Origin of the sequence: Methylomonas rhizoryzae (assembly GCF_008632455.1) — a bacterium.
Lineage (GTDB): Bacteria > Pseudomonadota > Gammaproteobacteria > Methylococcales > Methylomonadaceae > Methylomonas > Methylomonas rhizoryzae.
Genome location: NZ_CP043929.1, coordinates 4,262,461 through 4,275,721, shown reverse-complemented (window position 1 = coordinate 4,275,721; position 13,261 = coordinate 4,262,461). Strand labels below are relative to the sequence as shown.

The window sequence follows — 13,261 nt, the reverse complement described above, 5'->3', positions numbered from 1 at the left end:
GTTTATGAGTAAAGATGCGTCGTTCGTGTTCGAACAATTTCACATAGAGGTCGCGCGGGCAGCTTCGGACGATTTCAACTTGTTTCACGATAAGCACAAGTGGCTGCAAATCACCCATAATCCGTTCAAGGGTCCGATTGTGCTAGGTTTTCAATTGAATACCCTGATTGAGTATCAGATGAAGCTGTACCGGGAAGCGCAGCATGAGGACGATATCATCGCCGATAATCAACTCAGGTTTAGCAATTACCAGATTACATTCGTCAATGCCTTGCGGCCGCGGCAGGAAATATCTCTGGATATCAAGAAAACGCTGATTGCGACCATACCGGAGCTGACCTTGACCAATCGGATAGCGATCAAGTCTCAAGGTAAGACCATATTGCTGGGATACAAAAAGGAAACCAAGCGGCCTTTGTTTTTGGCGGACGAGGACTTAAGCGGATTGCCGGACTTGAATACGCTGCCGGATAGGTCCTTGGTGCCCGGGACCGATTATTTTTTAAAGCGCAAATGGATGACGAACGGCAACGTCAAGAATTTTTTGTCCGGTTCGTTGGCCGAACAGTCCGATTATTTCGACGAATTGTCTCATATGGCGAATTATCCTGAAGTGTTTCCCTGCAGTCTGACGTCCGGCGCGTTATTGGAGAAGGCTCAGTTGGAGAGTCACGATTTTCTGCGCAACCCGATGGTATACACCTCGCACGATTTTTCAATCGATCGCGTGCATCTGGCGCAAGTGAAAAATAACGACAAACTCCATATTCTGGTTAAGCAATTGCCGGAATCCAAGCACAATACCTTGAATCAAACCAACATCATGCTGCGAACCTACGAGTGCTATGGCATATTGGAAAACCAAGCCGTATTGTTTCGGATTAAGCTCAATCTGGTGCCGTTAGAAGAAATATTGAAAAACTTGAGTTCGAAATCGCGTTAGTTTTCATAATGTTGTGTTTCGCGGTGCTAATATTGTGAATTTTTTTGAACATCAAGTATAATCGTCGAAGTCGTTGGGCTTGGCCGGTGACGAGATTTCAGATTAACAATACCACACTAGTTTAAGGTGAATGCTGTTTGTCGGGCGTTCGCATGGTTCGAGGAATAAAAATTATGAGTAACATCGAAGAACGAGTAAAAAAGATTGTCGCAGAGCAATTAGGCGTAAAAGAGGAAATCGCAAATGACGCGTCTTTTGTTGACGATCTTGGTGCGGATTCTTTAGACACAGTTGAACTCGTCATGGCCCTGGAAGAAGAATTCGAATGCGAAATTCCTGACGAAGAAGCTGAAAAAATCACCACCGTTCAATTGGCTATCGATTACATCAACGCCAATCTGCAATAGCACTATCTTCGTGGCTAGTGTTGTTCTTCACTAGCCCACATTTCTTTTCCCCCTCAGATTACCTTCTTTTTGCGGTAGTTTACTGTGAGCATACGTCGAGTTGTTATAACGGGCTTAGGCGCTGTCACGCCCTTAGCGAATAATGTCGCCGATACTTGGGACGGAATCAGCAACGGCAGAAGCGGAATCGGCCCGATCGATTCCTTCGATATATCCACTTTTGCGACTACGTTTGGCGGCGTGATCCGGAATTTCAACATCGGCGATTATATTCCGGAAAAAGACGCGAAACGCATGGATGGTTTCATGCATTATGGGATCGCTGCCGGTTGCCAAGCGTTCGAAGACTCCGGAATTGTGGTCACCGAGCAAAATGCCGACCGTATCGGCGTTGCGATAGGAGCCGGCATAGGCGGTATTACCGGCATTGAAGAATGCTACGCCACCTACGTGGCAGGTGGGGCTCGCAAGATTTCGCCGTTCTTCGTGCCCGGGAATATCATCAATATGATTTCCGGTAACTTGTCTATTAAGTACGGTCTGAAAGGTCCTAATTTTGCCATTGTCACCGCTTGCACCACAGGTACCCACAATATCGGCGATGCGGCGAGATTGATTAAATACGGCGATGCCGACGTCATGATAGCCGGAGGAGCCGAACGTTGTACGACTTCTCCGACTGCGATGGGTGGTTTCGCTTCAGCGAAAGCCTTGTCGCGCCGTAACGACGATCCCCAGCGGGCCAGCCGGCCTTGGGATAGAGACCGGGACGGTTTCGTGCTCAGCGACGGTGCGGGCGTTGTGGTATTGGAAGAGTTGGAGCACGCTAAAGCACGCGGTGCGAAGATTTACGCTGAATTGATAGGCTACGGCATGAGCGGCGATGCGTACCACATTACTTCGCCTTCGGTAGGCGGCGAAGGGGCGGCGCGTTGTATGAAAAACGCATTGCGCGATGCCAAAATTAACCCGGATCAAGTCGATTACATCAACGCCCACGGTACCTCTACTCCGGCTGGCGATGTCGGCGAAACCCACGCCATGAAATCGGCTTTAGGCGAGCATGCCTATAAAGTCGCGGTCAGTTCGACCAAGTCCATGATAGGGCATTTGTTGGGTGCCGCCGGCGGGATAGAAGCGGTGCTTACTTCGTTAGCGATCAAGTACCAAATCGCTCCGCCGACTATCAATTTGGAAAATCCCGATCCCGAGTGCGATCTGGACTATGTTCCCAATATCGCCCGGAATATGAAAATCGATATCGCCGTGTCGAATTCTTTCGGTTTCGGCGGGACCAATGGTTCGCTGGTCTTTAAACGCTTCGAATAATCTCTCTAGCACTGTGTCCGCCGATGTTTTTATTAAACGGGGAACGCGGGCACAGGGTCGACGTATCCGATAGAGGTTTCCAATACGGCGATGGCGTATTTGAAACCCTAGAGGTAGATAACGGCAAGCCTTTATTTTTGCAGGCGCATTTAACGCGCTTGGCGTTGGGCTGTAGGACTTTGGGGATACCCGAAGTCGACTCGGCGTTATTAAGCAAAGAGGCTTGCGCGTTGGCCGAACAATCCGGCTGCCGCTCCGTGCTAAAGCTGATCGTTACCCGCGGCAGCGGCGGGCGCGGGTACCGACAACCGGAGCCGATTCATCCAACTAGACTACTCGCCTTATATCCCTACCCGGATTATCCCGAATCCTACCAAGCCCATGGCATAGTTGCCCGGTTTTGCCGGCAGCGATTGGCCGTCAATCCGGCGTTGGCCGGTATCAAGCACATGAATCGCTTGGAGCAGGTCATGGCTAGGGCGGAATGGTCCGGCGACGCCATTCAGGAAGGTTTGATGCTTGATTACCAAGACCGCGTGGTGGAAGGCACGATGAGTAATCTTTTCCTGGTAAAACAAGGCGTATTGCATACGCCTACCCTGGCTGCATGCGGTATTAACGGGATTTTACGTCAGATGGTGCTAAACTTCGCGGCCCGGTACAACGTTAACGTTGTTGAAAATAATTACAGCAGGGAAAGCATACTAGACGCGGACGAGCTATTTGTCACGAATTCGGTGATAGGCGTATGGCCCATCAAGCAACTCGAACAGCAAGGTTTCGAGTGCGGCGAACTCACTCGGAAAGTGCAGCTCTGGTATGCAGCGGCAAGAGCAGCTGAGGTGAGCGCATGATTAGAAGCATTGTAGCCTTTACTACCCTGATGTCTATCGGATTGCTGATGGTTTGGGGGGCGATGCACCAACACATATTTATCAAAAAAGTTGTAGTTGCAAATGCGAGTACCTTGGAAATCAGCCGGGGAGACTCGCTGGAGAACGTGATCAAAAATTTGCGCGCCCAGCGGATTATGATCGATCCCTTGTGGTTTCGATTGTCTTCCTACCGCACCCACTTGGATAGGATGCTTAAAGTTGGCGAATACGTATTGGATAAAGGTGCGACGGCAGCGGACATCCTAGCGCTGTTGAAAAGCGGCAAAACCAAACAGTACGCAATGACATTTCCGGAAGGTTGGACCTTCAAACAATGGTTTCAAGCCATACAAGACAGCCCTAATTTACAACACCTATTACCTGCCGATGCCGACATGGCTGAGGTCGTGCGGAAAATCGGTTTCTCCGAGCCGCATCCGGAAGGGCTGTTTTTTCCGGATACTTATTATTTCGAAAAAAACAGTTCGGACGTGGAATTGTTAAAGCGAGCGCACGCCAAGATGCAGCAGGTATTGGCCGGTGCCTGGAGGAAACGCGATAAAGACATACCGTTGGAAACGCCTTACCAAGCCTTGATTATGGCTTCCATCATCGAAAAGGAAGCCGCCGCGGCAGAAGAGCGCAAGAAAATTTCCGGGGTATTTAGCCGTCGGTTGAAAATGGGAATGTTGCTGCAAACCGATCCTACCGTGATCTATGGCATGGGCGAGGATTTTCACGGCAATATTCGCCGTAAAGACTTGCTCGAACCGACGCCCTATAACACTTACGTGAATAAAGGCTTGCCGCCTACTCCCATCGCCATGCCCGGAAAGGCGGCTATCGAGGCGGCGCTCCATCCTGCCGAGGGGGACGAATTATTTTTCGTCGCCAAAGGCGACGGCAAACACGTTTTTTCATCGACCTACAGCGCACATGAAAAATATGTCGCCATGTATCAACGATGAAACCGGGTCGGTTTATTACGCTGGAAGGTGGAGAAGGCGGCGGCAAAACCACCAATCTGCAATACCTGAAAGAATTATTGGCGGAGCGTCATATAGATTTTCTGGCGACAAGAGAGCCTGGAGGTACGCCGATTGCGGAGAGTCTTAGGGAGTTGTTATTAGGGCATCATGACGAAACCCTGGATCCTAACGCCGAGTTGTTACTGATGTTCGCCGCTCGCGCCCAGCATATCCGCCACGTGATACGGCCGGCACTGGCCCAGGGGATTTGGGTAGTCTGCGATCGTTTTACCGATGCCACCTACGCTTATCAAGGCGGAGGGCGCGGTTTGGATTGCGCTAACATTGCTTGGCTGGAACAAACCGTGCAACAAGAATTGCGGCCGGATTTAGTCTTGTTGCTGGACGTACCGGTTGAGGTCGGTATGCAAAGAGCGCAGCAGCGAGGCCATTTGGATAGATTCGAGAGCGAGCGTGTGGCGTTTTTCCAGCGGGTGCGAGCCGCCTATTTACAAAGAGCGCAAGCCATGCCCGAAAGCTACCGCATTATTGACGCGGCCGCACCGATTGCGGAAGTAAGGCGCCAAATTCGCCTTGCGTTGGATGCGTTGATCGTTAGAGGCTGAGCGGTGTCTCCCGAGTTATATCCGTGGCATCAGGCCCAATGGCAACAATTGGCCAATTACATTGAGTTGCGTCGAATTCCGCAAGCCTTGCTGTTGTTGGGCGGCTCGGGCGATGGCGCTGACCGACTGGTTGATTGTTATGCCCGAGCGATTTTATGCCGCTCTCCGCGCTCAAATCATCTGGCTTGCGGCACCTGTGACAGTTGCAAATTAGCTGATGCGCAAACCCATCCTGACTATTTGGCAATAGAGCCCGATGAGCCCGGCAAAGCGATCGGTATCGACAAAATTCGCCAACTGATCGTTAAATTGGCATTGACGCCGCAGTTCGAGCAATACCGGGTGGTGTTGATCAAGCCGGCGGACCTGTTGAACAACGCGTCGGCAAACGCATTTTTGAAATGCCTGGAAGAGCCGAATGAACGGACCTGTCTTATTTTGTTGACCGATAAGCCGTCGCAATTGCCCGCTACCATACGCAGTCGCTGCCAAACGCTGAATTGCGCGGTGCCGGATCAGCGCCAGTCCGAAAGTTGGTTAGAGCAGCAAGGTGTAAAAGACGATATGCGGATTTTGTTGCGTATGGCTCAAGATAAGCCGGTTTTAGCGAAACAATTTGCCGAGTCCAATGCGCTTGCCGTTCGCCGGCAGTATTTTCAAGCGTGGAGTCAATTGGCCGACGGTAAACAAAACCCCTTGGTTCTAGCGGAGCAATGGCAGAAACTCGATACGGCCGAATTGGAAACGCTGTTGCAGTGGATGGCCGGTTGGTTGTCCGACGTCGTCAAGTGCGCGCACCAATTGGATAGCGGGGCGCTGCTCAATCCGGACTTGAAAAATCCCTTGCATGCGTTGGCCCAGCGGATAGAATTGAACCGGTTATTTGCGCATTATGACGACCTGCTAACCATGCGTTCTCAACTGTACACGCAACTGAACAAGCAAATGCTGATGGAGCAGCTATTGATTGCTTGGTGTCAACTTTTTTCACGGTAAAACTATGGCGGAATCCAGCCCGAGACAAGGTATTCTATCGTTATCCATCAAGGATAAGAACGCGTTGTATGCGGCGTACATGCCTTTCATCAAAAACGGCGGTTTGTTCATTCCCACCAAGCGAGAATACGAAATGGGGGAAGAAGTATTTATGCTATTGAATCTTATGGACGAAACCGAGCGTTTGCCGATTGCCGGAAAAATTATTTGGAAAACGCCGGTCGGTGCGGAAGGGTACCGTGCGCCCGGCATAGGCGTGCAATTCAGCGATCAGGATAACGGCACCGCTCGAAATAAAATCGAGACGTATTTGGCCGGCGCTTTGGAGTCCGACCGCTCCACCCATACCATGTAAATTCTTACGCAATCAACACGTAAGACCATACTGCCCCATGTTTATAGACTCGCATTGCCACCTGGATCGTATCGATCTGGCACCGTACCGGCACGATTTCTCGCTTTTTATGCAAACGGCCAGAGAGCAACAGATTCGCCATATGTTATGTATCGGCATCGATTTGGAATCTTATGCCGATATGGCCGCCTTGGTGAGTCCCTATCAAGACATTTCCCTATCGGTAGGCGTGCATCCCAATGTGACCGAGGGTCGCGATCCATCGGTGGACGAATTGTTGCGACTGGCCGATAACGACAAGGTGATTGCGATAGGCGAAACCGGCTTGGATTATTTTCGCAGCAGTGGGGATTTGGCTTGGCAATTTCGCCGTTTTCGCAATCATATCGAAGCGGCTAAACAATTGAACAAGCCGTTGATCATTCATACCCGCGAAGCAGGTCAGGATGCGTTGAAAGTGCTGGCGGAACAAAATGCCGATAGGGTGGGCGGCGTCATCCATTGTTTTACCGAGGATTGGGACTACGCGCAAAAGGCCTTGGACCTGAATTTTTACATTTCTTTTTCAGGTATTGTGACCTTTAAGAACGCGCAGGCGATTAAGGAAGTAGCCCAAAAAGTACCGGCAGACCGGTTTCTGATCGAAACCGACTCGCCCTATTTGGCGCCCGTACCGTACCGAGGCAAACCGAATTATCCCTTATATGTGCGTCACGTGGCGGAACATATAGCCGAGTTGCGCGGGACTACGATAGAGGAAATTGCCGAACTATCCACTCAAAACTTCAAACGCTTGTTTGCGCCGCATTGATTGTTTAGCGAATGCTGCAAAAAAAGGTCAGGTACGACAAGAAACCTGACCTGAGGAGAGGGAAGTAACTCTTTTCCCTTTCGGGACGCATACAAGAGTCGCCAGTAGTCTAACTAATAGCATATAGATTTTAAATGTGGCAATTCGTCGCGTGGCAGTTTGTCGCTGTCAACCACCCGCTCTCATGTCGATCTTCTATTCTCCGTACGGCCGTTTCGAATTAAGGCGATTGCCTTACCGCAAGCACGATCAACTGCGCGCTTGGGATGCCGCCGACGAATATTTGCTCGAGTTTTTAGCGGGCGATAAGCTAAACCAAGACTCTAGCATCGTGTTGCTGAACGATAGCTTCGGGGCTTTGAGTCTTGCGCTGCATGCCTATTCGCCGATTGCTATTTCCGATTCGTATTTGTCGCAACAGGCAACCCTGCAAAATTGCCGTATGAACGGGATAGATGTAGAAGCGGTGAATTTGCTGGATAGTTTGAGCCGGCCGAGTAAAGCGATCGATTACTTATTGGTCAAAGTGCCCAAGAATTTGGCCTTACTGGAATATCAGCTGCATCGTTTACGACCGTTTTTGCAATCAAACAGCCAAGTCATCGTGGCCGGAATGGTGAAAAATCTGCCGGCAGGAGTTTGGAAACTGCTGGAAGGTTTACTAGGTCCGACCCGAACTTCGTTAGCGGTAAAAAAAGCCCGTCTGATCTTTGCCGATCCGGATCCGAACTTGGTTCCTCCTATCAATCCTTATCCGCTTGCGTACCGCTTGGAGCATTCCGATTGGGTGATCAGCAATCATGCCAACGTATTTTCCCGCGACAGTTTGGATATCGGTACCCGGTTTTTGCTTCAGCACTTGCCGGATAACCCGGAATACCGGCAACTGATCGATTTAGGTTGCGGCAACGGCATCGTCGGCATGAAATTGGCCTTGTTATTGCCAAACGCAACGGTCACCTTTGTAGACGAATCCTTTATGGCAGTCGCTTCGGCCCGCGAAAATTTTGCGCGGGCGTTTCCCGCACGTCATGCCGAATTCAAAGTTAACGACGCCTTGAGCGGTTTTATTGGCGAAACTGCCGATTGCATTATTTGCAATCCGCCTTTTCATCAGCAACATGCGATCGGCGATCAAATTGCTTGGCAGATGTTCCGGCAAGCGCATCAGGTGTTGCGCCGGGGAGGAGAACTGCGGGTGATAGGCAACCGGCATTTGCAATACCACCATAGCTTGAAAAAATTGTTCGGTAACTGGGAGCAGGTGGCGGCTAACCCCAAATTCGTGATCGTGAAGGCGTTTAAGCGTTAATCACCGAAACCGGTCTTTTGCCAAGCGGATTTTGGCGAATGCTGCTGCCGGCGTATCCGAGGCAGCGGCGCCGACCGCAGTACGAATACTGGCGCTATGTTCGCGCATAAACGGGTTGGTCGCCAATTCGAGCGCGAGGGTCGACGGTAAGGTTGGCAGGTTTTGTAGGCGTAATTGATCGATCTCGGCGGCGCGCCGCTTAAGCTCGGCATTATCCGTTTCCACGCTCAGCGCAAATCGCGCGTTGGCCTGGGTGTACTCGTGGGCACAATAGACCCGGGTCGAGCCCGGTAATTCTTTGAGTTTTTGCAAAGAGCGCCAAAGCTGTTCGGCGCTACCTTCGAACAAGCGTCCACAGCCTAATGCGAACAAGGTATCTCCACAAAACAATGCGGCGCTATCTGCACAATAGTAAACGATGTGTCCGCAAGTGTGACCGGGCGTATCCAAGACTTGAAATTCGGCGTTGCCTAAGGCAATACGCTCGCCGTCGCCCAGGCCGATATCGATGCCGGGTATGCGTTGCCTATCCGCCGTGGCACCTACGATCCGGCAGCCGGTCGCTTGCTTCAATTGCAGGTTACCGCCGATGTGATCGGTGTGGTGGTGGGTGTTGAAAATGAAATCCAGATGCCAGCCATTTAATTCCAGAGCGGCTAATACCGGTTCCGCGACGGCAGGGTCTACCGCCGCAGTTTTGCCTGAGTTAGGCTCGTGCAGCAAATAGATGTAATTGTCGCTGAGAACCGGTAGTAGGCGGATTTCCAACATGGTTTAAACATCAAGCGCAGAACGCCTGGATTTTAGCGGAAATGCCCTGAGAGTCCAGGCCGACCAGACTCAAGAGCTCCTCGCGGCTGCCTTGCTCGACGAAGCGGTCCGGCAGACCGATGTTCAACACCGGCAGCAGAATTTTCTGTGCTTGCAAAAACTCCAGGATCGCGCTGCCGGCCCCGCCGGCGATGACGTTTTCCTCCACGGTCACCAACACCTCGTGGGTTTTGGCCAGCTCCAGCACCAAGGCCTGGTCGAAGGGTTTGACGAAGCGCATGTTGACCACGGTAGCGCCCAAGGGCTGGCCGGCTTCCGCGGCCGGCGCCACCATGGCGCCCCAGGCCAGAATCGCGATGCGCCCGCCCTGGTGGCGGATGTGCGCTTTACCGATCGGCAATTCGGTCAAGGCCGGGTCTATCGCCACGCCGGGGCCTTTGCCGCGCGGATAGCGCACCGCCGCCGGGCCGGGGTGGTTGAAACCGGTGGTCAGCATCTGCCGGCACTCGTTTTCGTCGGCCGGGGCCATGATCAGCATATTCGGAATGCAGCGCAAATAGCTGAAATCGAAGGCGCCGGCGTGGGTCGGGCCGTCCGGGCCGACCAGGCCGGCCCTGTCCAGTGCGAACAACACGTCCAGATTCTGCAAAGCCACGTCGTGGATCAATTGGTCGTAGCCGCGTTGCAAAAACGTCGAATAAATCGCCAGCACCGGCTTGGCGCCCTGGCAGGCCTGGCCGGCGGCCAGCGTCACCGCGTGCTGTTCGGCGATGGCCACGTCGAAATAGCGCTTCGGGTATTTTTGGGAAAACGCCACCAAGCCCGAACCTTCGCGCATTGCCGGCGTAATGCCGAGCAGACGCTCGTCCTTGGCGGCCATGTCGCACAGCCAGCGGCCGAACACCTCGGTGTAGGTCGGCTGGCCGGCCTGGCTTTTCGGCAGGCAATCCTTGGTCGGGTCGAAGGCCGGCACGCCGTGGTAGGCCAAAGGATCTTTCTCGGCCGGCGCGAACCCCTTGCCTTTTTTAGTCACCACGTGCAAAAACACCGGACCGGGGATGTTTTTCAGATTTTCCAGGGTGGAGACCAACACCTCCAGATCGTGGCCGTCGATCGGGCCGAAATAATTGAAGCCCAATTCTTCGAACAAGGTACCCGGCACGATCATGCCTTTGACGTGTTCCTCGGCCTTGCGGGCCAACTCCCACACGCTAGGCATGCCGGACAAGGCTTTCTTGCTCTCCTCGCGCACCGACGAATACAACTTGCTGGACAACACCTTGGTCAAGTAATTGTTCATCGCCCCGACCGGCGGGGAAATCGACATGTCGTTGTCGTTCAAAATCACCAGCAGATTGGCGTTGACGTCGCCGGCGTGGTTCATCGCCTCGTAAGCCATGCCGCCGGTGATGGAGCCGTCGCCGATGATGGCCACCATTTTCTTGTCTTCGCCGCGCAATTGCGACGCGATGGCCATGCCCAAGGCGGCGCTGATCGAGGTACTGGAATGGCCGACTCCGAAGGCGTCGTACTCGCTCTCGTCGCGGGACGGGAAGGCCGACACCCCGCCCAGAGTGCGTATCGTGGTCATGCGGTCTTTGCGGCCGGTCAGAATCTTGTGCGGATACGCCTGATGGCCGACGTCCCACACCAGTTGATCGACCGGGGTGTTGTAGACGTAGTGCAAGGCCACAGTCAATTCCACCGTGCCCAGGCCGGCGGCGAAATGACCGCCGGAGATGCTGACCGAATGGGTCAAAAAGCAGCGTACTTCGTCGGCCAGGGCTCTCAGCTTGTCCTTGGGCAGCTGGCGCAGGTCCGCAGGGCTGTTGATGGTATTCAGTAATTTGTAGTCGGTTGACAGGTTCATAATCAGTACAAGGGTTCACGATAGAACATCAGGACGATGCCTATCTGAAACAGGGCGAACACTGAGATGAAGCCGGCGATGTTTTTGCCAGGAGCATCCAATTTCAATTCCAGCCAGCGGCCGCATGCAAGGATCAAGGAGAATACGCCCATCAGCGTATGCCCCACTTGAATCAAAAATGCGGTTTTAGGTTCGAACCCGACATGGGAATGGGCCAATAGCATCATGCCGCCGAAAGCCGCCAGTAACGGAAAAACGAACGGCAGCATTCCCGGTTCTTTGGCAATGCGGGCTTTGATTTCCATCCAACCCAGGCCGAATACCAAAAAGGTGGCGATTCTATGTTGCAGCACCTCGCCGTTGTTGAAGGTACTGTCCCAAAAACCTATGGGTCCTAGCGGCCAGGTTTCCGCATCGCTACGGAAAAATAAAAATACTCCCAGCAGCATAAAACCGACCGGCCAAAAGCGCGCCCAGCGATGAAAACGCGCCGAATACGACAGCATGGCGAAAAAGCTCATCGTGGTTAGGAAAATGCCGGAGATATTATGGTTGTAGTCCGACCAAGCGGTAGCGGCTTCCGACGGTACTTGGCCGACAATTGCCACCCGGCCGGGTTCGCCGGCCAATAGCGCTTCGTGGCTGGGTGAGGTGTAGCGCGGAAGGCGCGGCTCGAACATGCCTAACACTTCTTGCCAAGTTGCGGTAAGACTGGGGATGTCCATGGAAGGCGGTTGCGAGGCCAAACTGGCGGCGGTGAACAATATGGTCAACAGCACCAAGGTTTCCGCTTCGATGTAGTACGGTACTTTAGCGGTTAAGGTGTAAAGGCTGCGACTTTCGAAAAATTCGACCACGGCTTGGCGGTTTAGCCAGGCGAAGCCCAAGGCTAGCCCCATCATCATGATTTTCACCATCAACAGGTTGCCGTAGCCGGCGCCGATAAAGCCTTGGAAGGTGCGGATGTAGTACCAGGCCAGCGGTGTACCGGTAAGCAGCAGTACCACGACGGCACCTACGCCCAATACCGAGAAGCGCTTGAGTACGACAGGCCATAATTCCACGCCGACCAGATTGCGTTTTTTCAAGCGCCAAATCGCCAGTAATTGAAAGATTCCGCCTACCCAAGCCGCTGCGGCGATTTGATGGATGACCGTGATGCTCATCAACAAACCACGGTCTTCCAGGCGGCTGGCGCCGTGTACCAGCCAAGCGGCGGAAACGACTAGCGGCAATAGAATGGCATTTGCGGTCAGCCAGCGTTGTTCGCTACGCAAGTGTTTGCTCAAAGCGGTTTTGACGTAGTAAAACAACACGGCGGCGGACGCGGCGCGGGCGATGCCGGCGTTGAATTGTACGGTATGGAAAAATGCCGGAAACGGCGATTTGCCCAAGGTAACCGACATCAGCCAGATTTTTAGGCCGATTTTCGACAATTGGGTAAAAATCAACGCCTTGCTGCCGAATTGAATCAGCGCTACGGTTTTCTCCAACAGCGCGTTATTGAAACGGGTTTCGTCTTCCCAGGGTTTCAGAATCAACCAGCCCCACAGTAGGCCGCCGATGGCGATCGAATAAAACGTCAGATCGATGCCGCCGATCAGAGAGTCTAGGTAATCAGCTATGCCTTCCATACGTTATTGGGGTTGTTTGACAAAAAAACGCAACAAGTCTTCGCTTAAATGGCCGTCGGCGGCGAAAACTTTCAGTTTGATGGCGTATTCGCCCGGCATTAAAGCCGGTAGATTCAACAGCACTTTACCGGGTTTGTCGCCGGGGACGGCCTCGATGACTTGCATCTTGTCGCCGGCGCTGACCAGATGAATTTCCGATAGATCCAGCTCGACTTTGGAGTTGAAAGACAACTCGACTTGGCTGGCTTGATTGACCGGTACCGGTTTCAATGCCAGCGAATTGTGGGTGACTACTGCGTGTGCATGCACGCCGCAGCTGGTGATTAAAGATAAAACAAACACTAGCTTGCTGATTAAGCGCATG

14 protein-coding genes are annotated in these 13,261 nt (G+C 52.7%); 10 read left to right on the top strand and 4 right to left on the bottom strand.

The features are described 5' to 3' along the window. Nucleotides 1–4: 4 nt before the first annotated feature. The 10 genes from F1E05_RS18925 (at nucleotide 5) to F1E05_RS18880 (ending at nucleotide 8,622) form a co-directional block, all read left to right on the top strand. Nucleotides 5–943 carry a hypothetical protein gene (locus tag F1E05_RS18925; protein WP_150051256.1) on the top strand — a complete coding sequence of 313 codons (939 nt, stop codon included), beginning with the start codon at nucleotides 5–7 and terminating at the stop codon, nucleotides 941–943. A 173-nt stretch (nucleotides 944–1,116) separates the two neighbouring features. After that, entirely contained in the window at nucleotides 1,117–1,350 is a 234-nt protein-coding gene (gene acpP, locus F1E05_RS18920; RefSeq protein ID WP_013820083.1) for an acyl carrier protein, read from the top strand. An 84-nt stretch (nucleotides 1,351–1,434) separates the two neighbouring features. Continuing rightward, nucleotides 1,435–2,679: a beta-ketoacyl-ACP synthase II gene (gene fabF, locus F1E05_RS18915; RefSeq protein ID WP_150051254.1), complete on the top strand. Its 1,245-nt coding sequence runs from the start codon at nucleotides 1,435–1,437 to the stop codon at nucleotides 2,677–2,679. A gap of 23 nt (nucleotides 2,680–2,702) precedes the next feature. Next, the gene (gene pabC / locus F1E05_RS18910; protein ID WP_150051252.1) at nucleotides 2,703–3,533 is read left to right on the top strand and encodes an aminodeoxychorismate lyase; all 831 of its coding nucleotides are present in this window, start codon (nucleotides 2,703–2,705) and stop codon (nucleotides 3,531–3,533) included. Next, complete coding sequence (mltG, locus tag F1E05_RS18905) at nucleotides 3,530–4,522, top strand: endolytic transglycosylase MltG (RefSeq protein WP_150051250.1); 993 nt, start codon at nucleotides 3,530–3,532, stop codon at nucleotides 4,520–4,522. Before pabC ends, mltG begins: the two co-directional genes overlap by 4 nt. After that, the gene (tmk, locus tag F1E05_RS18900; RefSeq protein WP_150051248.1) at nucleotides 4,519–5,148 is read left to right on the top strand and encodes a dTMP kinase; all 630 of its coding nucleotides are present in this window, start codon (nucleotides 4,519–4,521) and stop codon (nucleotides 5,146–5,148) included. The genes mltG and tmk overlap by 4 nt, the downstream gene beginning before the upstream one ends. A 3-nt stretch (nucleotides 5,149–5,151) precedes the next feature. Then, on the top strand, nucleotides 5,152–6,144 hold the full coding sequence (gene holB, locus F1E05_RS18895; RefSeq protein WP_150051246.1) for a DNA polymerase III subunit delta': 993 nt from the start codon (nucleotides 5,152–5,154) through the stop codon (nucleotides 6,142–6,144). 4 nt (nucleotides 6,145–6,148) lie between these two features. Further along, a complete protein-coding gene (locus F1E05_RS18890) occupies nucleotides 6,149–6,499 on the top strand; it encodes a PilZ domain-containing protein (protein ID WP_150051244.1) in 351 nt (116 codons plus the stop codon). A 37-nt stretch (nucleotides 6,500–6,536) separates the two neighbouring features. After that, complete coding sequence (locus tag F1E05_RS18885) at nucleotides 6,537–7,310, top strand: TatD family hydrolase (protein WP_150051242.1); 774 nt, start codon at nucleotides 6,537–6,539, stop codon at nucleotides 7,308–7,310. Nucleotides 7,311–7,494: 184 nt separating this feature from the next. Beyond that, the gene (locus F1E05_RS18880; protein WP_150051240.1) at nucleotides 7,495–8,622 is read left to right on the top strand and encodes a methyltransferase; all 1,128 of its coding nucleotides are present in this window, start codon (nucleotides 7,495–7,497) and stop codon (nucleotides 8,620–8,622) included. On the opposite strand, the gene gloB is transcribed toward F1E05_RS18880, so the two are convergent. Genes gloB through F1E05_RS18860 form a run of 4 tightly spaced genes read right to left on the bottom strand, consistent with a single transcriptional unit; the run spans nucleotide 8,623 to nucleotide 13,260 of the window. After that, a complete protein-coding gene (gene gloB / locus F1E05_RS18875) occupies nucleotides 8,623–9,393 on the bottom strand; it encodes a hydroxyacylglutathione hydrolase (RefSeq protein WP_150051238.1) in 771 nt (256 codons plus the stop codon). Between the two features lie 10 nt (nucleotides 9,394–9,403). Then, nucleotides 9,404–11,263: a 1-deoxy-D-xylulose-5-phosphate synthase gene (gene dxs / locus F1E05_RS18870; RefSeq protein ID WP_150051236.1), complete on the bottom strand. Its 1,860-nt coding sequence runs from the start codon at nucleotides 11,261–11,263 to the stop codon at nucleotides 9,404–9,406. Between the two features lie 2 nt (nucleotides 11,264–11,265). After that, nucleotides 11,266–12,897, bottom strand: coding sequence for a copper resistance D family protein (locus F1E05_RS18865; protein ID WP_150051234.1), 1,632 nt, complete (start codon nucleotides 12,895–12,897; stop codon nucleotides 11,266–11,268). Nucleotides 12,898–12,900: 3 nt separating this feature from the next. Beyond that, complete coding sequence (locus F1E05_RS18860) at nucleotides 12,901–13,260, bottom strand: copper resistance CopC family protein (RefSeq protein WP_150051232.1); 360 nt, start codon at nucleotides 13,258–13,260, stop codon at nucleotides 12,901–12,903. Nucleotide 13,261: the final 1 nt, after the last annotated feature.

What these genes read in the sequence shown, in the direction of transcription:
- acpP (WP_013820083.1), top strand. Translation starts at nt 1,117, where the DNA reads ATGAGTAACATCGAAGAACGAGTAAAAAAGATTGTCGCAGAGCAATTA.
- F1E05_RS18885 (WP_150051242.1), top strand. Translation starts at nt 6,537, where the DNA reads ATGTTTATAGACTCGCATTGCCACCTGGATCGTATCGATCTGGCACCG.
- F1E05_RS18865 (WP_150051234.1), bottom strand. Translation starts at nt 12,897, where the DNA reads ATGGAAGGCATAGCTGATTACCTAGACTCTCTGATCGGCGGCATCGAT.
- F1E05_RS18890 (WP_150051244.1), top strand. Translation starts at nt 6,149, where the DNA reads ATGGCGGAATCCAGCCCGAGACAAGGTATTCTATCGTTATCCATCAAG.
- F1E05_RS18860 (WP_150051232.1), bottom strand. Translation starts at nt 13,260, where the DNA reads ATGCGCTTAATCAGCAAGCTAGTGTTTGTTTTATCTTTAATCACCAGC.
- mltG (WP_150051250.1), top strand. Translation starts at nt 3,530, where the DNA reads ATGATTAGAAGCATTGTAGCCTTTACTACCCTGATGTCTATCGGATTG.
- F1E05_RS18925 (WP_150051256.1), top strand. Translation starts at nt 5, where the DNA reads ATGAGTAAAGATGCGTCGTTCGTGTTCGAACAATTTCACATAGAGGTC.
- tmk (WP_150051248.1), top strand. Translation starts at nt 4,519, where the DNA reads ATGAAACCGGGTCGGTTTATTACGCTGGAAGGTGGAGAAGGCGGCGGC.
- dxs (WP_150051236.1), bottom strand. Translation starts at nt 11,263, where the DNA reads ATGAACCTGTCAACCGACTACAAATTACTGAATACCATCAACAGCCCT.
- F1E05_RS18880 (WP_150051240.1), top strand. Translation starts at nt 7,495, where the DNA reads ATGTCGATCTTCTATTCTCCGTACGGCCGTTTCGAATTAAGGCGATTG.
- gloB (WP_150051238.1), bottom strand. Translation starts at nt 9,393, where the DNA reads ATGTTGGAAATCCGCCTACTACCGGTTCTCAGCGACAATTACATCTAT.
- pabC (WP_150051252.1), top strand. Translation starts at nt 2,703, where the DNA reads ATGTTTTTATTAAACGGGGAACGCGGGCACAGGGTCGACGTATCCGAT.